At 65.5% G+C, this 22,252-nt stretch carries 10 protein-coding genes; 6 read left to right on the top strand and 4 right to left on the bottom strand.

The window, feature by feature from the left end:
* Window positions 1-6: 6 nt before the first annotated feature.
* The 6 genes from AABD04_RS01210 (at window position 7) to AABD04_RS01185 (ending at window position 12,319) form a co-directional block, all read left to right on the top strand.
* On the top strand, window positions 7-1,395 hold the full coding sequence (locus AABD04_RS01210; protein WP_341439925.1) for a cytochrome P450: 1,389 nt from the start codon (window positions 7-9) through the stop codon (window positions 1,393-1,395).
* The gene (locus AABD04_RS01205) at window positions 1,396-2,586 is read left to right on the top strand and encodes an NAD(P)/FAD-dependent oxidoreductase (RefSeq protein WP_341439924.1); all 1,191 of its coding nucleotides are present in this window, start codon (window positions 1,396-1,398) and stop codon (window positions 2,584-2,586) included.
* A gap of 105 nt (window positions 2,587-2,691) precedes the next feature.
* Window positions 2,692-4,461: a glycosyl transferase gene (locus AABD04_RS01200; RefSeq protein ID WP_341439923.1), complete on the top strand. Its 1,770-nt coding sequence runs from the start codon at window positions 2,692-2,694 to the stop codon at window positions 4,459-4,461.
* A 10-nt stretch (window positions 4,462-4,471) separates the two neighbouring features.
* On the top strand, window positions 4,472-7,642 hold the full coding sequence (locus AABD04_RS01195; protein ID WP_341439922.1) for an arabinosyltransferase domain-containing protein: 3,171 nt from the start codon (window positions 4,472-4,474) through the stop codon (window positions 7,640-7,642).
* Window positions 7,643-7,718: 76 nt separating this feature from the next.
* A complete protein-coding gene (locus tag AABD04_RS01190) occupies window positions 7,719-11,036 on the top strand; it encodes an arabinosyltransferase domain-containing protein (RefSeq protein ID WP_423228106.1) in 3,318 nt (1,105 codons plus the stop codon).
* A gap of 320 nt (window positions 11,037-11,356) precedes the next feature.
* Window positions 11,357-12,319 (top strand): hypothetical protein, encoded by a 963-nt coding sequence (locus AABD04_RS01185; RefSeq protein ID WP_341439921.1) that lies wholly within the window; start codon window positions 11,357-11,359, stop codon window positions 12,317-12,319.
* A gap of 162 nt (window positions 12,320-12,481) precedes the next feature.
* On the opposite strand, the gene AABD04_RS01180 is transcribed toward AABD04_RS01185, so the two are convergent.
* The 4 genes from AABD04_RS01180 to AABD04_RS01165 all read right to left on the bottom strand — a co-directional run bounded on the left by AABD04_RS01180 (window position 12,482) and on the right by AABD04_RS01165 (window position 22,181).
* Window positions 12,482-14,026 (bottom strand): acyl-CoA carboxylase subunit beta, encoded by a 1,545-nt coding sequence (locus AABD04_RS01180; protein WP_243595890.1) that lies wholly within the window; start codon window positions 14,024-14,026, stop codon window positions 12,482-12,484.
* Window positions 14,027-14,029: 3 nt separating this feature from the next.
* Window positions 14,030-19,060: a polyketide synthase Pks13 gene (gene pks13 / locus AABD04_RS01175; RefSeq protein ID WP_341439920.1), complete on the bottom strand. Its 5,031-nt coding sequence runs from the start codon at window positions 19,058-19,060 to the stop codon at window positions 14,030-14,032.
* Window positions 19,061-19,102: 42 nt separating this feature from the next.
* Complete coding sequence (gene fadD32, locus AABD04_RS01170) at window positions 19,103-21,001, bottom strand: long-chain-fatty-acid--AMP ligase FadD32 (RefSeq protein ID WP_341439919.1); 1,899 nt, start codon at window positions 20,999-21,001, stop codon at window positions 19,103-19,105.
* A gap of 181 nt (window positions 21,002-21,182) precedes the next feature.
* Window positions 21,183-22,181 carry an LLM class F420-dependent oxidoreductase gene (locus AABD04_RS01165; protein WP_094671286.1) on the bottom strand — a complete coding sequence of 333 codons (999 nt, stop codon included), beginning with the start codon at window positions 22,179-22,181 and terminating at the stop codon, window positions 21,183-21,185.
* Between the last annotated feature and the right edge of the window lie 71 nt (window positions 22,182-22,252).

The following is a 22,252-nucleotide window of genomic DNA, read 5'->3' as shown; positions in this document are numbered from 1 at the left end:
AGAACAATGAGTATCGCCGACACCGTCGCGACCACCGCGAGATCCATCATCCCGATGGAACTGCAGATCCGCGGCGCGCACCTCTACGACAAGACGCGCCGGATCGTGACCCGCACCGACGGCCAGGTCATGTTCACCGAGACCCCCATACCGCCGGTCGACGACGTCGATCTCGCCGATATCGACCTGAGTAACCCGTTTCTGTACCGCCAGGGACTCTGGAAGTCGTACTTCGAGCGCGTCCGCAACGAAGCGCCGGTGCACTTCCAGCCGAACAGCCCGTTCGGGCCTTTCTGGTCCGTCACCCGGCATGCGGACATCATCGCTGTCGACAAGAACCACAAGGTGTTCTCGGCGGAGCCGTTCATCATCATCGGCAAGCCCCCGCGCTTCATGGATATCGCCATGTTCATCGCGATGGACCCCCCGCGTCACGACTCTCAGCGCGCCGCGGTCCAAGGGGTGGTGGCCCCGAAGAACCTCCGCGAGATGGAGGACCTGATCCGGTCGCGGGTTCAGGAAGTCCTCGACGACCTTCCCGTGAACCAGCCGTTCGACTGGGTTCGCACGGTGTCCGTCGAACTCACGGCGCGGATGTTGGCGACGTTGCTCGATTTCCCGTACGAGCAGCGACACAAGCTCGTGGAGTGGTCGGACCTGGCGACGGCAATGGAACAGACCAACGGTGGCCCCTCGGACAACGACGAGGTATTCGGTGCCATGGTCGACGCGGCCAAGGGGCTGAGCGCTCTCTGGCACGACAAGGCCGCTCGGAAAGCAGCAGGAGAAGAGCCCGGCTTCGACCTGATCTCGTTGCTGCAAGCCAACGACGACACGAAGGACCTCATCGACCGGCCGCTGGAGTTCCTGGGAAATCTCACGCTGCTCATCGTCGGCGGTAACGACACCACACGTAACTCGATGAGCGGTGGAGTGTTGGCGCTCAACGAGTTTCCCGACCAGTTCGAGAAGCTGAAGGCGAATCCCGATCTCGTACCAGGCATGGTGTCCGAGATCATCCGCTGGCAGACCCCGCTGGCCTACATGCGCAGGATCGCGAAGGAAGACACGATCCTGAACGGCCAGTTCATCCGCAAGGGCGACAAGGTGGTCATGTGGTACGCCTCCGGCAACCGTGACGAGCGCGTGTTCGATCGGCCGGACGACTTCATCATCGACCGCAAGAACGCACGCAATCACATCGCATTCGGGTTCGGCGTGCACCGGTGCATGGGCAACAGACTCGCCGAGATGCAACTCCGAATCCTCTGGGAAGAACTTCTGACCAGGTTCGAGAACATCGAGGTGGTCGGGAAGCCCGAGTACGTGCAGTCGAACTTCGTGAGAGGCATTTCCAAGATGATGGTCACCCTCACCCCGAAGCAGCAGGCTTAAGTGAGCGCCGAGCGCGCGGTGATCGTCGGCGCCAGCCACGCCGGCGCTCAGCTCGCCGCACATCTGCGACGCGAGAAGTGGGCGGGGGACATAGTTCTCATCGGTGACGAGGGGACATTGCCCTACCAGCGGCCTCCCTTGTCGAAGGCGTATCTGGCCGGCACCTCGACCCTCGAGGCCATGGCCATCCGCGGAGCGGATTTCTACGACAAACAGAACATCGAGCTGGTCGATGGTTCGGTGACCAGCATCGATCGGGAGGCTCGCACGGTCACATTCGATACCGGAGTCACGCAGTCGTACAGCAAGCTCGCCCTGTGCACCGGCGCGCGAACTCGCCGATTGACAACTCCCGGAGCAGATTTGGCGGGCATTCACTACCTGCGCACCGCCGCCGACTCCGCATCGCTACGCTCGGCCGCGACGCCGGGCACACGGGTAGTCGTCGTCGGTGGCGGTTACATCGGTTTGGAAACCGCAGCGTCCCTCCGGGCATCGGGTCTCGACGTCACCGTCGTCGAGGCTGCGGAGCGAGTTCTCGAACGCGTCACCGCACCGGTGGTCTCGGAGTTCTTCACCCGAATCCACCGCGAGGCGGGCGTAGACATTCGAACGCGGGCTCTCGTGGAGGAGTTCCGCGGAGACAGCCATGTGCGCGAGGTCGTGCTGGCGGGCGGAGACACGCTACCGGCAGATCTGGTCGTCATCGGAGTGGGCATCGTGCCCAACACCGAACTCGCCGAATCAGCAGGAATCACCGTCGAGAACGGCATCGTCATCGATGATCGGGCACGCACCAACGATCCCGACATCGTCGCCGCCGGTGACTGCGCCTCCTACGACGTTCCACGCTACTCCCGACGCGCTCGCCTCGAATGCGTCTCCGCCGCAATCGAACACGCGAAGGTGGCGGCATCGACCATGACCGGAGGGTCCGCCACCATCACCGCGCTTCCGTGGTTCTGGTCCGACCAGTACGACCTCAAGCTTCAGATCGCCGGACTGGGCACCGGATACGACGAGGTCGTCATCGACGGCGACCCGGAGCGCGATCGCGACTTCACCTGCTACTACCTCCGCAGCAGCCAACTCATCGCCGCAGACTGCATCAACCGCCCGCGCGATTTCATGAACAGCAAGAAGAAAATCGCCGAGCATTCCACAATCGAACGCGCGGAATTGATCAAGTAGGTTGTATGTCGGCCCGCTCGTATTGCCGGGAGCCATCGATCCTCACCGTGTGACCCAGGTCGTTCGAGTTTTCGCCCATCGTGATCTTTCTGTAACCTCGACGCGATGACCACCCACGACCAGAGCGTTCTCGAGCGGCAGCCGACTACGGCACCGGCTCGACACTCCGGCGTCGGACGTGGTGACGTCGTTGCGGCCGTCGGATTTCTGATCGCCGCCGTGTATGTCCTGCAAGGCCAGTGGCGCAATCTCAGTGGCGGCTACCTCTACAACAGCGGCCAGGACCAGACGATGTGGGAGTGGTTCTTCTCCGTCGCCGCGCATTCGGTTGCTTCACTGGACAACCCGCTGTGGAGCGACCTGCAGAACTACCCGCTCGGGGTGAATCTGATGGCGAACACGGCGATGTTCGGTATCTCCATCCCGTTAGCCCCGATCACGTTGCTCTTCGGGCCCACCGTGACCTGGGCGATTGCCCTCACCGTCGGCCTGGCCGGCACCGCGTTCGCGTGGTACTGGCTGTTCTCTCGTCAGCTCAACGCGTCCAAGGGTGCCGCTGCCATGGGCGGTGCGCTGTGCGGCTTCGCACCCGGCGCAATCTCCCACGCCAACGGCCACCCCAATTTCGTGGTGCTGTTCCTGCTTCCGGTCATCGCCATGCTGGTCACGCGCATCGCCCACGGCGGCGGAACCACCAAGAACACCGTCGGACTGGGCCTGATCGTCGCGCTGCAGATCCTGCTCGGTGAAGAACCCCTGCTGATCTTCGCGATGTCGTTCGCTATTTTCGCCGTCGTCTACTACCTGTCGCGCCCGCGTTCGCTGTGGCCCGCCGTCCGCAACGCCGTTCCCCGACTCGCGGTGTCGGCCGGTATCGCGTTGACGCTCGTCGCATTTCCGCTGTGGTGGCAGTTCTTCGGCCCGCAGTCGTACTCGTTCCTCGAACACGGACCGATGGGCAACGACGCCAAGGCCCTGTTCCAATTCCCGACGCAATCCCTCGGCGGCGAGGCGACGCCGGGGCAGAACGTCCGCATCAACGCCACCGAGGAGAACGCGTACTTCGGTTGGCCGCTGCTGGTGCTGTGCCTCGTGGCAGCGGTGTGGATGTGGCGCGTCGCGTGCGCCCGCGCTGCCGCCGCGACCGCGATCGTCATGAGCGTGCTCTCGCTCGGTGCAACGCTGGTGATCGGCAAGGACGACACCGGCATCACGCTGCCGTGGACGAAGCTCGCCGAGTACCCACTCGTCGAGTCCGTGCTCGAGACCCGCTTCGCGTTGGGCGCGGTGCCCGCCCTGGCCCTGCTGCTCGTTCTGGCCACCGACCGCACCGTTCGCAACGGACTTCGCCCGCTGCCTGCGTTCTGGATCGCCGGACTCGCACTCGCCCTCGTGCCACTGATCCCGACACCGCTTCTTGCCGTCGACAAGACCCCGACCCCGCAGTTCTTCGCCGACGGCGACTGGGAGAACTACGTCGACGACGGTTCCGTCGTCACCGTTCCCCTGCCACGGCCCGAGGACGCGCGCCCGCTGCGCTGGCAGATGGACGCCGACATGGGCTTCAGGCTCGCCGCCGGATACTTCGTCGGACCGAGCGACAAAGAAGACAAGGTCGCCAAGTACGGGGCCGTCGACCGTCCGACGGCGTTGCTGCTCGGCTCGGTCTACGACTCGGGCAACGTCCCCGAGATCACCACGGATCAGCGCAGTCAGGCTGCGCAGGACATGGCCTTCTGGGAGGCCGACGTCGTGGTGCTGCCGCCGAGCAAGAACACCATAGCCCTGCGCACCACCGTCACCGATCTCCTCGGCGTGCAGCCGAGCTACACCGGCGGCGTGTGGGTGTGGGATGTGCGGACGCTCGTCCCCTAGCATCGTCGGCGTGCCCGAGACCGCTCCGAATCCGAAGACCGCCCGACTGGTAGCGATCGTCACCGGCATCATCGGGGCGATTCTGGCCATCGCGACTCCCCTGCTGCCGATTCAGCAGGACGTCGCGACCCTCTCGTGGCCGCAGAGCTCGTTCGGCAGCGTCAACGCCCCGCTGGTGAGCTACTCGCCCGTCGACCTCGAAGCGACCGTGCCGTGCAGCGCGGCCACTGCTCTCACCGACGGCGGCACGCTGATCTCCACCGCACCCATCGCAGCTGCGAAGACCGAGCAGAGGGCATTGATCGTGCGGGTCGACGACGGCCAACTGCAGGTGCTGCTGCGTGATCGTGTCCTCGCCGAGGTTCCCGTGTCCGAGCTGTCCGACGACTGCGCACTGACGGTGTCCTCGAACGCCACCAGCACGGTCGTCGACTTGGCCGGCGAGGCGAACACCGTGGAGGGCGACATCCGGCCGCAGGTCGTCGGCGTCTACACCGACCTCACGGCACCGGTCGACGGCCTGAACGTGCGCGCCGACATCGACTCGCGCTATTCCTCCAGCCCCACCACGGTTAAGTTGCTGGCGATGATCGTCGGCGCGCTCGCCGTCGTCGCCTCTCTGTTCGCGCTCCATCGCCTCGACAGCATGGACGGTCGACGCCACCGCCGATTCCTCCCCTCGCGTTGGAAGTCCATCACCGGCGTCGACGCCGTCGTGGTGGGCGTGCTGGTGCTGTGGCACTTCATCGGCGCGAACACCTCCGACGACGGCTACCTGCTCAACATGGCCCGCGTCTCCGAGAACGCCGGCTACATGGCCAACTACTTCCGCTGGTTCGGCGTCCCCGAAGCACCGTTCGGCATGCCGTACTACGACATGCTCGCCGCCCTCGCCAAGGTCAGCACCGCCAGCATCTGGATGCGCCTGCCCGCCACCATCGCGGCGCTGCTGTGCTGGCTGGTGATCAGCCGCGAGGTCATCCCCCGCCTGGGCCGCGCGGTCGTGACCAACCGGGTCGCGCTGTGGACCGCGGGATTCGTGTTCCTCGCCTTCTGGCTGCCCTACGACAACGGCCTGCGCCCCGAGCCGGTCATCGCCCTCGGCGCACTCCTCACGTGGTGCTCGATCGAACGCGCCATCGCCACCGGACGACTGCTGCCCGCCGCCGTCGGCACCCTGATCGCCGCGTTCTCGCTCGCCGCCGGACCCACCGGGTTGATCGCCGTCGCCGCCCTGCTCGCCGGCCTGCGCCCACTGGTGATGATCGTGGTCAAGCGTGCTCGCCAGGTGGGACTGCTCGCCGTTCTCGCGCCGCTGGTCGCGTCGGGACTGGCGGTGCTGATCGCGATCTTCGCCGACCAGACTCTGAGCACAGTCCTCGAAGCGACGCGCGTGCGCTCGGCCATCGGACCGAACGTGCCGTGGTTCGAGGAACGCGTCCGCTGGGACGCGTTGATGACCATCTCGCCCGACGGCTCGCTCGCCCGACGATTCGGCATGTTCGCGATGCTGCTGTGCATCGTCGTGTGCATCGCGGTGATGCTCCGCAAGAACGGACGCATCCCTGGTACCGCCACGGGGCCGTCGCGTCGGATCCTCGGAATCATCCTGGGCGCACTGGCTCTGATGATGTTCACGCCCACCAAGTGGACCCACCACTTCGGTGTGTACGCCGGTCTCGCGGCGTCGTTGGCCGCGTTGGCTGCCGTGGCCGTGACCGCGGCGACCGTCCGATCTCCGCGCAACAGAACGCTGTTCACCGCCGCTGTCCTGTTCCTGACGGCGGTGGCATTCACCAGCTCCAACGGGTGGTGGTACGTCTCGAGCTACGGGATTCCGTGGTTCGACAAACCGCCGTCCGTTGCCGGAAAGGGCTTTTCGACGATCCTGCTCGGACTGACGGTGCTGACGTTGCTCTACGCCGCCTATCAGCACGTCCGATTGCCTTATCGCAGAAAAGAACCCACCACGCGTCGACGCTTCGCGCCGTCCGCGCTGACCATCGTCGCCGGCGGGGTCGTCGCCTTCGAGGTGCTCTCGTTCGTCAAAGGCGCTGTGGCACAGTATCCGGCGTACTCCATCGCACGCTCGAACTTCTCCGCCCTCGCCGGAAACTCGTGCGGACTCGCCGGCGACGTACAGGTGGAAACCGATGTCAACGGCTCGGTCCTGCAACCGATCGATCCCGCAGCCGACGCATTGGGTGCCGGTGGAAATACCGGATTCACCCCCGACGGTGTCGCCCGAGACCTGACGGCAGACTCCGAGGACACCGCGCAGGGCAGCGCCAACTCGATCCGCCCCGAGGACTCCGAACAGAGTGCGGCGGCCACCTCGTCGAACTCGGCGGGCACCTCCGGTGGAACCAACGAGAACGTCGGAATCAACGGCAGCGCGGTCGCTCTGCCGTTCGGACTCGATCCGAGCACCACACCGGTACTCGGCAGCTTCGGAGCCACCGAGCCTGCATCCCTGACCTCCGGTTGGTATTCGCTGCCTGACGAGGGCGACCTGATCGCCATCGCCGCCGCCGGCCGCATCCGCTCGGTGGACAAGGACGGCATCGTCACCGAAGGCCAACGCGTCGAACTGGAATACGGACGCCGCGACGGCGATGACGTGCTCGCGCTGGGACGGATCACCCCACTCGACATCGGTCCGTCGCCGTCGTGGCGCAACCTGCGGGTCCCGATGAACGACCTGCCTGCCGACGCGGACGTCGTGCGTATCGTCGCCGAGGACAACGACCTGGCCGGCGATCAATGGCTCGCCGTCACCCCGCCGCGCGTGCCGAAGACACAGACGCTGAACTCGTTGGTCGGATCGACCGATCCGGTGTTGCTGGACTGGGCCGTCGGACTCGCGTTTCCGTGCCAGCGCCCGTTCGATCATCGCGACGGCGTCGCCGAGGTACCGGAGTACCGGATTCTGCCCGACCGCACCGGTGCCGAATCCACCAATGCCTGGCAGGACTCCATCGGCGGCGGCCCGCTCGGTTGGACCGAACTGCTGCTCGGTGCGCAGACACTGCCGTCGTACCTCGCCGACGACTATGCCCGAGATTGGGGATCGATCGAGAGATACATGCCACTCGATCCTGACGCGACGACGGCCGAGATCACCGTCGAGCAGCAGACTCGGTCCGGATTGGCCAGCGACGGACCGATGAAAACCGACTGATCGCCTGGTTTCAGGATTATTCCCGGGGACGGTGCCTGTGTGACCTCTTCGTCACGCTCGCCTAACATCGACTCTCGTGCCCGACGTCGTGACAGATTCATCAGCTGGTCCGCCCGTCCCCGCTCCGCTGCGAGCCTCGGACGAACTTCGTGCTCAGGTGCGAGTTCCCCGGCTGATCGCCATGGTGGCCGGCGTGCTCGGCGTGCTGTTCGCGCTGATCACTCCGTTTGCACCCGTCACCCAGACCACCGCCACCATCGAATGGCCCCAGAACGGGCTCCTGCAGGACGTGAACGCTCCTCTGGTGTCCCAGGCACCTCTGAGCCTGACTGCGACCCTCCCGTGCTCTGCCGTCGCCTCGCTCCCCGCGTCGGGCGGGCTGTTGCTGGCGACGGCTCCCCCGCAGGGTGAAGGCGCGGCACTGAACAGTCTGTTCGTTCGCGTCGGCGAAGCGAACGTGGATGTTCTCGACCGAAACGTCGTCGTCGCGACGGCACCTCGCGCCGACGTCCAGAGCACCCGCTGCGCGGCCATCGAGATCACCTCGAACGACGAGTACACCTCGGCGGCCTTCACCGGACTGACCGACGACGACGGCCAGCCTCTGCAGGGCAGGCTCGACGGCGACCTGCGCCCCCAGGTCGTCGGCATCTTCAGCGATCTCAGCGGCGCGGCTCCGGCCGACATGTCCGTGACCGTCGACGTCGACTCCCGCTTCTCGTCGACGCCGACGCTGCTCAAATCTCTGATCATGATCCTCGCGATCGCGTGCACCCTGTTGGCAATCGGCGCTCTCGGCCGGCTCGACGGCACCGACGGCCGCGCGCACCGCCGCTTCTTCCCCTCCCACTGGTGGAAGTTCACCGGCGTCGACGTCACCGTCCTCGGCGTGCTGGTGGGCTGGCACTTCGTCGGCGCGAACACCTCCGACGACGGCTACCTGCTCACGATGGCCCGCGCCGCGGACCACTCCGGCTACATGGCCAACTACTTCCGCTGGTTCGGCGTCCCCGAGGCCCCGTTCGGCTGGTACTACGACGTACTCGCAGTCTTCGCCAAAATCTCGACCGCCAGCCCATGGATGCGGCTGCCCGCCCTCATCGCAGGCGTCCTCTGCTGGATGGTGATCAGCCGTGAGGTGGTGCCACGCCTCGGCCGCGCCGTCCGCAAATCCAACGTCGCCCTGTGGACCGGCGGACTGGTGTTCCTCGCGTTCTGGCTGCCGTACAACAACGGTCTGCGTCCCGAACCGATCGTCGCCCTCGGCGCATTGCTCACCTGGTGCTCGGTGGAACGATCGATCGCCACCGGCCGACTGCTCCCCGCCGCCGCAGCATGTCTCATCGGAGCCTTCACCCTCGCCGCAGCGCCGACCGGATTGATGTGTGTGGCAGCACTTCTCGCGGGGGCTCGCCCCATCGCACGCATCGTCGTCCGACGCCACCGCCAGGTCGGCACCCTCGCGATGCTCGCACCGTTGGCTGCGGCAGGCGTACTGGTACTCGTCGTCGTCTTCGCCGACCAGACGTACGCGACGGTCATCGAGTCCACCCGAGTCCGCACCATCATCGGCCCCAACGAGGCCTGGTACCAGGACTTCCTGCGTTACTACTACCTCTTCGTCCAGACCGTCGACGGCTCGGTCGCACGCCGCTTCGCGTTCCTGACGATGATCCTGTGCCTGTTCACGACGCTGTTCGTGCTGCTTCGCCGCCGACGCATCCCCGGCATCTCGAACGGACCGGCGTGGCGGCTCCTCGGCGTCGTCCTCGGCACCATCTTCTTCATGATGTTCAACCCCACCAAGTGGACTCACCACTTCGGTTCCTACGCCGGAATCGCCGGTGGCCTGGCCGCGTTGACGGCCGTCGCCGTCTCGGCCAGCGCCCTGCGTTCGCGACGCAACCGGTCGTTGTTCGCAGCGGGGCTCATGTTCGTTCTCGCACTGTCGTTCTCGGGCATCAACGGCTACTGGTACGTCTCGAGCTACGGCGTGCCGTGGTTCGACAAGACGGTGTCGCTGAGCGGCAACGAATCGGGCACCCTGTTCCTCATCCTCTTCGGACTGGTCCTCGCCGTCGCGGCGTTCCAGTACCTCCGCGAGGGATACGCTCCGGCACAACCGAAGCCGACGTCCGCGCGCGGCAAGCGAATCCGAAAGTTCGCCGCTGCGCCGCTGACCGTCATCGCCGGAATCATGGTGCTGTTCGAGGTGCTCTCGCTCGTCAAGGGAGCCGTCTCCCAGTACCCCGCCTACTCGCTCGCCCGCTCGAATGTGCAGTCCGTCCTCGGCAATTCGTGCGGACTGGCCAACGACGTGCTCGTCGAGCCGAACCCCAACGCGGGTGTACTGAGCCCACTGCCGGAGGAGTTCGACCCCGTCGCAGGCCCCCTCGGCGGATCGAGCTCCACCCTGCGCAACTTCACTGCCAACGGCGTGCCTAGTGACCTCAGCGCCGACGCCGTGGAAGTCAAACCAGGACAGGGCAACACCGACCAACAAGCCGTCGGACCCGCCTTCGAGGAAGGCCAGAGCTCCGGAACCGCAGGAGGCACCGGCGAAGTCGGTGTCAACGGCTCGTCCGCCGCCCTGCCCTTCGGACTCGACCCGGCCACCACACCGGTACTCGGCTCGTACCAGGAGGGCATCCAGGAGCCCGCGGAGGCGACGTCGAGCTGGTACCAACTACCCGCTCGTAGCGACGATGCTCCCCTGGTCGTCTTCTCCGCAGCCGGCCGCATCTGGTCCTACGACGACACCGGAGCCCTCACCTACGGACAGTCCCTGCTGCTCGAATACGGCAAGCGTCAGCCCGACGGCAGCGTCCAGGCCCAGGGCACCTACCTGCCCCGCGACATCGGACCCGCACCCTCGTGGCGCAACCTCCGAATCCCGTTGGCGGACATCGGACCCGACGCCGACGCCGTCCGCATCGTCGCCAACGACCCCAACCTCACCGGCGACCAATGGCTCGCGTTCACCCCGCCACGGGTGCCGGTGATGGAGACCCTGAACTCCCTCATCGGCAGTGATCAGCCCGTGCTGCTCGACTGGGCCGTCGGACTGCAGTTCCCGTGCCAGCGACCCTTCGACCACCGATACGGCGTCGCCGAGGTACCCGAATACCGCATCCTCCCCGACCGCCCACTCGCCGTCAGCTCCACCGACACCTGGCAATCCGGCGAGAACGGCGGCCCCCTCGGCTGGTCCGAACTGCTCGCCAAGCCCGTCACCATCCCCACCTACCTCGAAAACGACTGGGCGAGGGACTGGGGTTCGTTGGAGCGCTACGAGCAGTACTACCCGAGCGCTGTGCCCGCTGAACTCGACACCAACGAAGTGACCCGATCGGGCTTCTATCAAGACGGCCAATTGCGAGTATTCGAGGACTGATCGCCCGCCCCCGCCGCGTCAATGGACCCTTGCACACGTCTCGACCGTGCAAGGGTCCATCCACGTCTCGGCCTGTAGTGGGTCAATGGACCGTTGCATACGTCTGAGCGCGTAGATGGTCCATTCACGCTGCCGTAGGGCTTCGCTCGCGGACGCTATCGGACTCCATCGGCCGCCCTTAGCATCCGAGTCCGACAGCGTCGTCCGGCTCGAGACTGGTCACAGCCAATCCATCCACAGACTCGCCGTCCATCCACAGACATCCTGAGACAGCGTCGAAACACGACGAACGTGTCGGTGTCGAATTCCACTCTTCGGGCATGAAAAGACGACTGTGGAACGCAGAATCATTGTTCGACCTGAGCTCGACCGGCGTCGTGACGCGACGGCAGCTTCGCGAGGCGGGCGTCAGCGACGCTGCGATCGACGGCAGGTGCGCAGCCGGCGGTCCGTGGCAGCGGTTGCTACCGGGAGTCGTACTGCTGCGCAACGGACATCCGTCGACGCTCGAGCGCTCGGCCGCGGCGCTCGCATACGGCGGAGCGACGAGCATGATCACCGGCTGCGTCGGACTCGATTCGTTCGGATACGGGGCCAACGGATCCGCCGGGGAGGTTCATCTGCTGCTACCCGCGGAGATGCGTCGGGCATCGGTGTCATTCGTCCGAGCAGAGCGGACATGGCGGCTTCCCGAGTCGATCACCAAGGGCAGCATCCGAGTTGCTCCTTTGGTGCGTTCACTTGTCGACGCCACGCGAGCCGCGAAATCCGAGGCACGGTGCGTCGCCCTGCTGACCGAGGTGCTCCAACGAGACGGCGTGACCATCGACGAGATCGCCGCCGAATTGGCCGAAGGGCCGCGCCGCTACAGCGCGCTCACCCGCCGTGTACTTCTCGAGTTGCGGGACAACGCGCACTCGGTGGCGGAACTCGAAGACCAACGCCTGTACAGAACCAGCGGACTGCCTTCGATGACTCACAACTGCGACATCTACGCCCGCAACGGAGAGTTCATCGCCAATACCGACGGGTGGATCGACACCGTGGCGCTGGCACGTGAAATCGATTCCGTGGCCCATCATCTGTCACCGGCCGACTACCAGCGGACCCAAGCCCGACGTAACCGAATGCAGGCCCACGGTCTGATCGTCGTATCCCATTCACCGCAAGACATCCGCGATCGGCCGACACAGGTGCTCGACGACTTACGGATGAACTACCAACATGCTCTCGCCAGACCTCGACCGGATGTCGTGATGCTTCCGCGCGAATCGACCGCGTGAATGGACCATCGGACACGTCTGACCGGTGCAGTGGTCCATCGACGCAGGCGACGCCCGCACGTGAATGAACCATCGCATACGTCTGACCGGTGCAGTGGTCCATTGACGCGAACGGGAGCGAAGCGACCCCCGAGGGACGAAGGACCGCCGAAGTTCAGTTCTCTAGATGGGGAGCAACGAGTGCTTACGCGGACTCTTGTGCACTTCCTTGTCCTTCAGAATGTGCAGGGCCTTGCGGATTTCGAGGCGGGTGCTCGACGGCTCGATGACCGCATCGATGTAGCCACGCTCGGCGGCGATCCAGGGTGTTGCGACATGCTCGTTGTAGAAGTTGATGAGCTGCTTGCGCAGGGCCGGAGCGTTCTCGCCCGCCTCGGCGAGTTGCTTGCGACTCATGATGTTGATGGCACCTTCGGCACCCATGACGGCGATGCGAGCCGTCGGCCAGGCGAGGTTGATGTCGGATCCGAGCTGCTTGGAGCCCATCACCGCGTATCCGCCGCCGTAGGACTTGCGAATCACGACAGTCAGTTTCGGCACCGTCGCTTCGACGAACGAGAAGATGAAGCGACCACCGCGATGGATGACGCCGAGGGTTTCCTGATCGACGCCGGGCAGGAAGCCGGGTGTGTCGACGAGAAAGATGATCGGGATGTTGTAGGCATCGCTGAGACGGATGAACCGAGCGCATTTGTCTGCTGCCTTGGCGTCGAGTGCCCCGGACAGATGCATCGGCTGATTGCCGACGATTCCCACCGGCCGACCGTCGACGCGGGCGAAGCCGGTGATGACGTTCGGTGCCGTCTGGCCGGACAGTTCGTGGAATTCACCGTCGTCGAAGATGCGCAGGATGATGTCGTGCATGTCGTAGCCGGCGTTGTCGGCGTCGGGCATGAACGAGTCGAGCTTGCGGTCGGATTCGGTGATCTCCGGCTCGAGCCCCGGGTTGATCACCGGTGCTTCTTCCTGGCAGCTCGACGGCATGTAGCTCAGGTAGTTCCGGATCCAGTCGAACGCGGCCTTCTCGTCGGCAGCGACGTGGTGCACGTTGCCGTTGATGGCCTGGACGCGGGCACTGCCCAGTTCGTCGAGGCTGACGTCCTCACCGGTGACGGACTTGATGACGTCCGGTCCGGTGACGAACATGTACGCCTCTTCGGTGGCGACGACGATGTCGGTGTTGATCGGTGCGTACACCGCGCCACCGGCGCACTTACCGAGGATCAGCGAGATCTGCGGGCACAGGCCGGACAGCGCTTCGTGGCGTCGGCCCAGTTCGGCGTACCACGCGAGGGAGGTGACAGCGTCCTGCACACGAGCTCCACCGGAGTCGTTGATGCCGACGACCGGGCAGCCCATCTTGATCGCGAAGTCCATGATGCCGGCGACCTTGCGGCCGAACATCTCGCCGACGGTGCCACCGAACACGGTCTGATCGTGCGAGAACACGGCGATCGGACGGCCGTCGACGGTTCCGTGGCCGGTGACGACGCCGTCGCTGTACAGAGCACCGGGATCGTTCGGGGCCTTCACCAATGCGCCGATCTCGACGAAGCTGCCGGGATCGAGCAACGAATTGACGCGATCGCGAGCACTGGGAATGCCCTTCTTCGCACGCTTCGCTATCCCGATCTCGCCGGCCGGTTCCTTGGCCAGTTCGAGCCTCGCCCGTAGTTCGGCCAACTTCTCCGCAGTGGTGCCACTCAAGATCTACGCTCCGGTTCTTGCAGACTCGATGTTCTCGAGCGTCTTCGACAAATGGGCCGCAATTTTTCCAATGTACGGCTCGTCGACGACGGCGAGGTGATCGCCTCCGACGTACACGATCTCGAGGTCCTTCACCACCGGTCCCCAACCACCGTGCTCTTCGCGGGTGGCGTACGCAGGCTCGAGAGCGATCGCATCGTCGTGGTACTTGTCGGCCAGGTACAGCGTCACGTGTCCGCCGTACTCCTTGAGCTCGGCCGTCTGGATAGCCCGATTGTCGAGCCACGACGTCCGCTGATGCTCGATGATGCCGCCGGGAATCTTAGCCCCACTGAGCTTGACCAGATCGGTGATGATCCGAATCTGGCCCTCGTCGTCGGAGTCGACCAACTTGTCGTACGGGATCGGGTAGTCGACGTTGTACGTCTTCTTCGCGAACGCCGCGTACCGCTCCCAGCGCTTACGGACTTCGTCCTTGGTATCGGGAATCGCAGTGCCGGGCATGACGGTATCGAGCAGCCCGACGTAGGCGACCTCGATACCTTCCTCTTCCATCTGACGTGCCACCTCGTAGGCGAGGATGCCGCCGAGCGACCAGCCGACGAACACGTACGGCCCCTCGGGCTGGATCGCCTTGATCAGCGGCACGTACTCCGCGGCTCGCACGGCGATGGGGCCTTCGACGCGCTCCAGTCCGTACATCGGAGTGCCTGCCGGCAGCTTCCGCAGCAGCGGCTCGTAGGCGACGGTGGAGCTACCCGCCGAGTGAAACGCGAACACCGGTGTGGCGGTGGATCCTTCGGGCCGAGCACGCAGGTTGCGTACGACGCCGTCGATCTCACCGTCTTCGAGGTGCGGGCGCACCTTGTCGGCCAACTGCTCGATGGTTTCCGAATCCAACACGTCGTCGAAGGTGATTTCGCCGCCGGCCCGCTCGGTCAGACGGGCGGCCAGCTTCTCGGCCGTCTCGTCGTCGAGGATCGGCAGGGTGTTGAAGATGCCCTTGGCCGATTCCTTCGTCACCACCGCCCATGTCGCGAACGTCATCCGCTCGGCGTTGTCGCGCGGGGGCACATCGGAACCGGCGGCCTCGGCGAACGCTTCCTTGCCGCCCAGGTCGGTCTGCGCTGCGGCGGCCGGAGCCGGTGCAGCGACTGCGGGCGCTTCCTCGGCAACCGGAGCAGTCGCCTGAACCGGTGCAGCCTCGACGGCCGCCTGCTCGGCGGCTTGCTCGGCCGCTTTCTCCGCTGCCTGCTTGTCTGCCAGCGCCTGCACCTCGTCGCGGTTCTCGATCGCGTAGCGCAGGTACTTCTCCACCTCACGCAGGTTCGCGTCACGCACGGCCTGCAATTGCACTGTGGGAATGTCGAATTCGTACTCCACCCGGTTCTTGATGCGGACGGCGCTGAGCGAATCGAGACCCAGCTCGATCAGTGGAACCTCCGGCGGAAGATCCTCGGGTGCGTAGCCCATCGACTCGGCGACGATGATCGCCAGGCGGTCTTCGAGCTTCTGGTTGCCGTTGGGATCCCAGCGATCACCGAACGTCTCGACGACCTCGGGCAGCTCTTCCATCGGCGACGAACTCTGCTGCTCCACGGCCACAACGGGTTCCGGACGCACATCACCGGAGGTGACGACGGCCTCGTGCAGCAGCGTGAAGGCCGAACCCTCGTGTGCGTGCACCTGAACCGACGCGCCACCGAGGTGCGAGGTCAACGTGGTGACAACCGTGCCGACCTTCGGCACGGCCGCATGGGACACCGAAACACCCAGTGCCACATCGGAGAACACCTGCGATGCGGCGGCCGTGACCAGTGCATCGAAATCGGCGACGGCCGAGGCCTGAACTTCCCACACGTGGCGGCCATCAGGCAGGGCGACTCGTGCACCGGGAACTCGTGCATTGCCGCTGGAGCTGACCTGCGAATTGAGCCAGAACTCCTTGCGCAGGTATGCAGTTCGCGGAATCGGCGCGTACGGTCCGGACTCGAACAGGGTCGCCAGTTCCAGTGCGTGTCCGTGGACGTAGAGCTGCGCCAGAGCGGCGAGGAAGGTCTCGGACTCGTCTTCCTTGCGCTTGAGCGTCGGAATCAGAGTCGAATCGGCGACGCCTGCAGCCCATGCCGTGGCGGCCACCGACATCAACGCGACGGGGTTCGGAGCGAGCTCGACGAACGTCGTGTGGCCATCTCCCACAGCAACATTGACGGCCTGCGTGAACCAGACCGGGTGACGCATACCCTTCGTCCAGTAGTCGACGCCATGGATCGCCGCATGCCCGACGCGATAGTGGGCCTCACGATCGACCGACGAGTAGACCCCGGCAGTGAGTGTGGTGGGTTCGATTCCGGCGAGTTCGGCGGCCAGCTCACCGAGCAGGACGTCGACGGCCGCGGTGTGGCCTGCTCCCTTGACGTCGAGCAGACGGGCCATCTTGCCTGCGGCCTCGGCCATCTCGACGAGGGCCTCGACCTCGGCGCGCGGTCCACCGACGGTGGTGTGCGTCGGTGCGGCGTAGACGCAGGGCTCGACATTGGGGAACTGGTCGGTGAGTGTCTTGACCTCGTCCGGGGTGTACTCGACCAGAGCCATAGCACCCTGCGATGCCGGTCCGAGTCCGTCCTGGCCCTCGGCCAGCAGGCGCGAGCGGGCGTAGATGATGCGGACGGCGTCTTCGAGGTTCAGGCCTCCGGCGACGTACGCTGCCGCGACCTCACCCATCGAGTGTCCGATGACGGCCGACGGCTCGGCACCGTGTGCGCGAAGCGTTGCGGCCAAGGCGATCTGGATGACGAAGATGGCGACCTGGGAGTTCTCGAACTCGTAGGTCTGCGAGTCGTCGAGGATGATGTCGCGGATGGAGTAGCCGGCCTCGTCGACGAGCAGCTCGTCCACCTTGTCCACCTCGGCGGCGAACACGGTGTTGGTGCGGTACAGCCGCGAGGCCATCTTGCGGTGCTGCGAGCCGAAGCCGGAGAACACCCACACCGCGCCGTTGGACGCGGGTGAATCGGCGGAGAACACGCCAGGGCCCGGCTTGCCGGCGGCGATGGCGCGAAGGCCGGCGATGGCCTCGGCGGTGGTGGATGCGAGAACCACTGCGCGCGAACGCCCGTGGTTGCGGCGGGCCAACGTGCGGCCCACGTCGACGAGGGGCGTCGTGCTGCCCTCTTCGGTCTCGAGCCAGTCGGCCAGTTCCGATGCGGCGCGCTTACGACGCGACGGCAGAGCCGCGGACACTGCGAGAACTACTGTCTCCGGCCCACTTTCGGACTCGGCCAGGATGGTCTCGGCCTCGGCGACCGGGCTGGTCGTCTCGGAATCGAGTTGTTCCTCGTAGATGCCCTCCACCACGGCGGCCTCGGGATCCACTGCAGCGGGGTCGAATTCGGCCGAGGTCTCGCCCGGGACGTACTCGCGCACCACGACGTGCGCGTTGGTGCCACCGAATCCGAAGCCGGAGACTCCTGCGACGGCCTTGCCGGTGTAGCGCGGCCAGTCGGTGGCCTCCGGGATCACCTTCAGGTGGGCCTTGTCGAAGTCGATGTACGGGTTGGGGCCCACGTAGTTCAGCGAAGCGGGGAGCTTGTTCTGCTGCATCGCGAGGACGACCTTGATCAAACCTGCTGCGCCTGCGGCAGATTCGAGGTGTCCGAAGTTGGTCTTCGCCGATCCCAGCAGGGCTGGTTTGTCGGCGTCGCGGCCCCGGCCGACCACGCGTCCGAGAGCATCGGCCTCGATCGGGTCACCGAGAATGGTTCCGGTGCCGTGAGCTTCGATGTAGTCCACGCCCGACGGGTTGATACCGGCGTCGCGGTAGGCGAATCGCAGCGCGTCGGCCTGTGCGTCCGGGTTCGGCGCGAGCAGTCCGTTGGAGCGGCCGTCTTGGTTGATCGCGGATCCGGCGATGACGGCGAGCACCTGATCACCGTCACGTTCGGCGTCCTCCAGTCGCTTGAGCACGACGAGTCCACCACCCTCGGAGCGGATCATGCCGTTCGCGTCGGAGGAGAAGGCCTTGATGCGGCCGTCGGGCGCAAGCACACCCGTCTGACCGAAGCCGACGGTGATGGGCGGCGCGAGCAGCATGTTGACGCCACCGGCAACGGCGAGATCGGATTCGCCGGTACGCAGACTGCGCACCGCCTGGTGCACGGCGACCAACGACGACGAGCACGCGGTGTCGACGGCGATGGACGGTCCACGGAAGTCGTAGAAGTACGAGACGCGGTTGGCGACGATGGCGGTGGAGGTGCCGGTGAGGGCGTACGGGTGCACGGCCGGGTCGCTGACGGCGATGAGCTGGTAGTCGTTCGACGAGCTGCCGATGAACACGCCCACCTGACGGCCCTTGATCGAGCTGGCCGGAATGTGCGCGTGCTCCAACGCTTCCCAGGTCAGTTCCAGCGCGAGCCGCTGCTGCGGATCGACGTTGACGACCTCGTTGGGCGACATCGCGAAGAACTCGGCGTCGAAGGTCTTGACGTCGTCGAGGTAGCCGCCCTTGGTGACCGTCGCCTCGACGGCCGCGGCGATGACGGGATCGGAGGTGAATTCCTTCCACCGACCCTCGGGCAGGTCGGTGATGCCGTCGCGGCCCTCGATGAGCAGCGACCACATTTCCTCGGGAGTCTGTCCGGTGCCCGGGAACCGGGACGACAGGCCCACGATCGCGACATCGTGGGCGTCGCCCGACTGCCCGCCGCTGGTGTAGAAGGCGTCGTCGACGGTGCCGACCGGCTCGTCGGGTTCGCCCTCGATGATGATCTTGGCCAGCGAGGCGATGGTGGGGTGCTGGTAGACGACGGTGGCGGTCAGCGTGACCCCCACTAGCTCCTCGATCTCACCGCTCAGTGCGACGGCATCGCGAGAGGACAGACCGAATTCCTCCATCGGACGGTCGTCGGAGATGGCCGACGCCGGTTGCCCGGTCGCGTCCGCAACCCAGTTGCGTAGCCAATCCCGCAGCTGGGCGACCGTGAGGTCCGTCCCGTCGGCACTCTGAATCTTGTCTGTCTCTTGTTCAGCCATTACTCACCAAGCTATGTATCGAAGGAACGGGAGGCCCAGAGATCAGTCGGGCAGTTCGGCGTCCGGGAAGGCCGTCTGCTGGTACCCGCCGCGCAGCGTGCCCTCGATGTAGGCGGCCTTGCATGCGCGTCGGGCGATCTTGCCGCTCGACGTACGCGGAATGGAGCCGGCCGGGACGAGCAGGACGTCGCGCACGGTGACGCCGTGCCGTGCCGATACTGCCGTGCGTACCTCGTCGGCGATCGGAGCCGGATCTGCCTTACCGGAGCCGGGAGCGCGCTCTGCCACGATGACGAGCTGCTCGGAGCTGTCGTCCGAGTCCTTGGTCAGGGCTGCTCCACTGAACTCGAACACGATGTCGGGGAGCTGGTTGAGCGGGACGGCGAAGGCAGCGACGAAGCCGGGGCGCAAGGCCTTGCTTGCTTCCTGGGCCGAGAACTCGAGGTCCTGCGGGTAGTGATTGCGGCCGTCGACGATGACGAGGTCCTTGACGCGGCCGGTGATGTAGAGCTCGCCGTCGTGATAGACGCCGAAGTCGCCGGTACGCATCCAATTGCCACCCTCGGGAGCACCGTCTGCATGCGAGCCCTCGGCATTGCGGTGGACGAGCTTGTTGTGGAACGTCTCCGAGGTCTCGGTGTCGCGGCCCCAATAGCCCTTGCCGATGTTCTCGCCGTGCAACCAGATCTCGCCGACGTGCTCGTCCGCAACCTCGGTGGCCGTCTCGGAATCGACGATGGCGGCCCACTGACTGCGGGCGACCGTTCCGGTGGACACCTGTGGGATGGCTCCGGGAGCATCGGGGGCGACGACCACGAAGTTGCCCGCGTTGAGCTCGACGCGATCGACGTAGACGACCTTGGCCTCGTCGGAGTGCTTGCTGGTGGACACGAACAGCGTCGCCTCGGCCATGCCGTAGGACGGCTTGATCGCGGACTTCGGCAGACCGTACGGGCCGAATGCCTCGTTGAACTTCTTCATCGACGACGTGGTGACGGGCTCACTGCCGTTGATCAGTCCGATGACGTTGGACAGGTCGAGGGCCTCGCCGTTCTTGGGCAGACCACGTTGGGCGGCGTGCTCGAACGCGAAGTTCGGCGCTGCCGCGAAGGTGCCTGCGCCGTCGGAGACTGCGGCGAGTTCCTTGATCCAGCGCCAGGGCCGCTGCACGAAGGCGCGCGGGCTCATGATGGTGATGTACTTGCCGCCGAGCGCCGGGAGGATGACGGTGAGCAGGCCCATGTCGTGGAACATCGGCAGCCAGGTGACGCCGCGGGAGTCGTGGTTGATCTCCATGCTGTCGACCATCTGCAGCGCATTGACGCCGACGGCGCGGTGCGTGATCTCGACGCCGGCCGGGGTCCGGGTCGAACCGGACGTGTACTGCAGGTAGGCGATGTCGTCGAGCTGGGCCTTGGGCTCGACCCACGTCTCGCCGACACTGTCCGGGACGGCGTCGACGGCGATGATCCTGGGGCGTTCCGCGGCGGGCAGTGCACGGAAGAAGGCGCGCACGCCTGCGGCCGAGTTGCTCGCGGTGAGGATGGCGCTCGGCTTGCAGTCACCGAGGACGGCATGCAGGCGGTCGGTGTGACCGGGCTCGTCGGGATCGAACAGCGGGACCGCGATGGTGCCCGCGTAGATCGCTCCGAAGAAGGCGATGACGTACTCGAGACCCTGCGGTGCCAGGATGGCCACTCGATCACCGGGCTGGGTGACCTGCTGGAGGCGAGCCGCGACAGCTTTGAGGCGCGTGCCGAACTCGGCCCAGGTCAACTCGTGCGCTTCGCCGTCACGTTCCCGGGAGTAGTCGACGAACCGGTACGCGAGCGTGTCGGAATTCTCTTGCACGTTCACCTCGACGTGGCGGACGAGCGTCTGCCCTTCACCGATGGTGATGTGGCCGTTCTCATCGATGAAATCATCGAACGTGTGGCTCATTACTTCAATCTCCTCCGACACGAATCCGCTGCCACACAGCCTGCGTGACCTGGGCCCGCACCACCGGCTACGTGCATGCAGACATCGAACAGCGTTTTATGTTACTGACTAGTAGCTCTTACGGTGTCGGTTTGGCACCTGGTTTGAAAGGCCAGCTACATGGTACCGACACGCGCCTACGTCACTCGCCTTTCAGCAAGTCGACAACCGGCGCGAATGCTTCCATTTGAGTAGGGAAAACCCCGACATAGGACATCGTGGTTCGCGCGCGAACGTTACGGATCTGATCGGCAATTTCCTCGTACGTCCCGAATGCGAGGTACGGCGACGAGAGAATGTCCTCGACGGTCAGCTTGACGTCGACGTCCACGTTCGGTGGGTAGCCGTTGTCGAGTGCCGCCAGCGCCATCTCGGCCATCTGCTCACGATCGTCGGTGACGACGATCGTAGTGATCGCCCAGTTCAGTTCGATGTCGTCGAACCGGTCTCCCGCGGCCGCACGGATCAGCTCGACTCGCTCGAGGGTCTTCTCGATGGTCATGCCCGACAGCAGAAGCTTGCCCTCCTTCGAGGTGCTCGGCACCACGGAGATGATGTCGGCGTGCTTGGCCGCCAAGGCGAGCATCTTCGGTCCGCCGCCGCCGATGCAGATGGGAGGACGCGGACCCTGCCGGGGCCGAGGGCTGCCCTTGAGTCCGGTGATCGTGTAGTGCTTGCCCTCGAAGTTGCACTCCTGACCGCGCAACAGCACGTCGAGAATTTCGAGGGTCTCCTCGAGCTTTTCGATGCGCACACCAGGGCGGTCGTACGTGATACCCGCCTTGTCGTACTCCTCACGCATCCAACCGGCACCCAAACCGAGTTCGAGCCGCCCGCCCGAGAGCACATCGATGGTGGCCGCATCCTTGGCCAGCACCGCGGGATGCCGGAAGCCGTTGGCCAGGACTGCCGTGCCGAGCCGGATCTTGTCGGTGGCGACGGCGAGTGCTCCGAGCGCTGCGATGGGACCGACCTGGTTGCCCAGGTGGTCGGGAATCATGAAGCTGTCGTAGCCCAGTTCCTCGGCCTGTTGCGCCAGCTTGATGAACTTCCGAGCCCCGCCCTCCTCGGCATTTCCCTCTCCGCCTGCAGCGAAGCGAAATTTGCGCGGCCCTGCGGTCGCGGCCTCGGCGGAACTCATCTATTGCTCTCCTCGCAAGTGTGCAGCGGTCTGGTTTCGGCGGCGAGAGCAGCCCGGCCGGGGCTGATCTG

It is taken from the genome of Rhodococcoides navarretei (genome assembly GCF_038069675.1).
Taxonomy (GTDB): Bacteria; Actinomycetota; Actinomycetes; order Mycobacteriales; family Mycobacteriaceae; genus Rhodococcoides; species Rhodococcoides navarretei.
The sequence above is the reverse complement of the archived record's forward strand: the minus strand, read 5'-3'. Positions and strand labels throughout refer to the sequence as shown.

What these genes read in the sequence shown, in the direction of transcription:
- AABD04_RS01200 (WP_341439923.1), top strand. Translation starts at nt 2,692, where the DNA reads ATGACCACCCACGACCAGAGCGTTCTCGAGCGGCAGCCGACTACGGCA.
- AABD04_RS01165 (WP_094671286.1), bottom strand. Translation starts at nt 22,181, where the DNA reads ATGAGTTCCGCCGAGGCCGCGACCGCAGGGCCGCGCAAATTTCGCTTC.
- fadD32 (WP_341439919.1), bottom strand. Translation starts at nt 21,001, where the DNA reads ATGAGCCACACGTTCGATGATTTCATCGATGAGAACGGCCACATCACC.
- pks13 (WP_341439920.1), bottom strand. Translation starts at nt 19,060, where the DNA reads ATGGCTGAACAAGAGACAGACAAGATTCAGAGTGCCGACGGGACGGAC.
- AABD04_RS01210 (WP_341439925.1), top strand. Translation starts at nt 7, where the DNA reads ATGAGTATCGCCGACACCGTCGCGACCACCGCGAGATCCATCATCCCG.
- AABD04_RS01185 (WP_341439921.1), top strand. Translation starts at nt 11,357, where the DNA reads ATGAAAAGACGACTGTGGAACGCAGAATCATTGTTCGACCTGAGCTCG.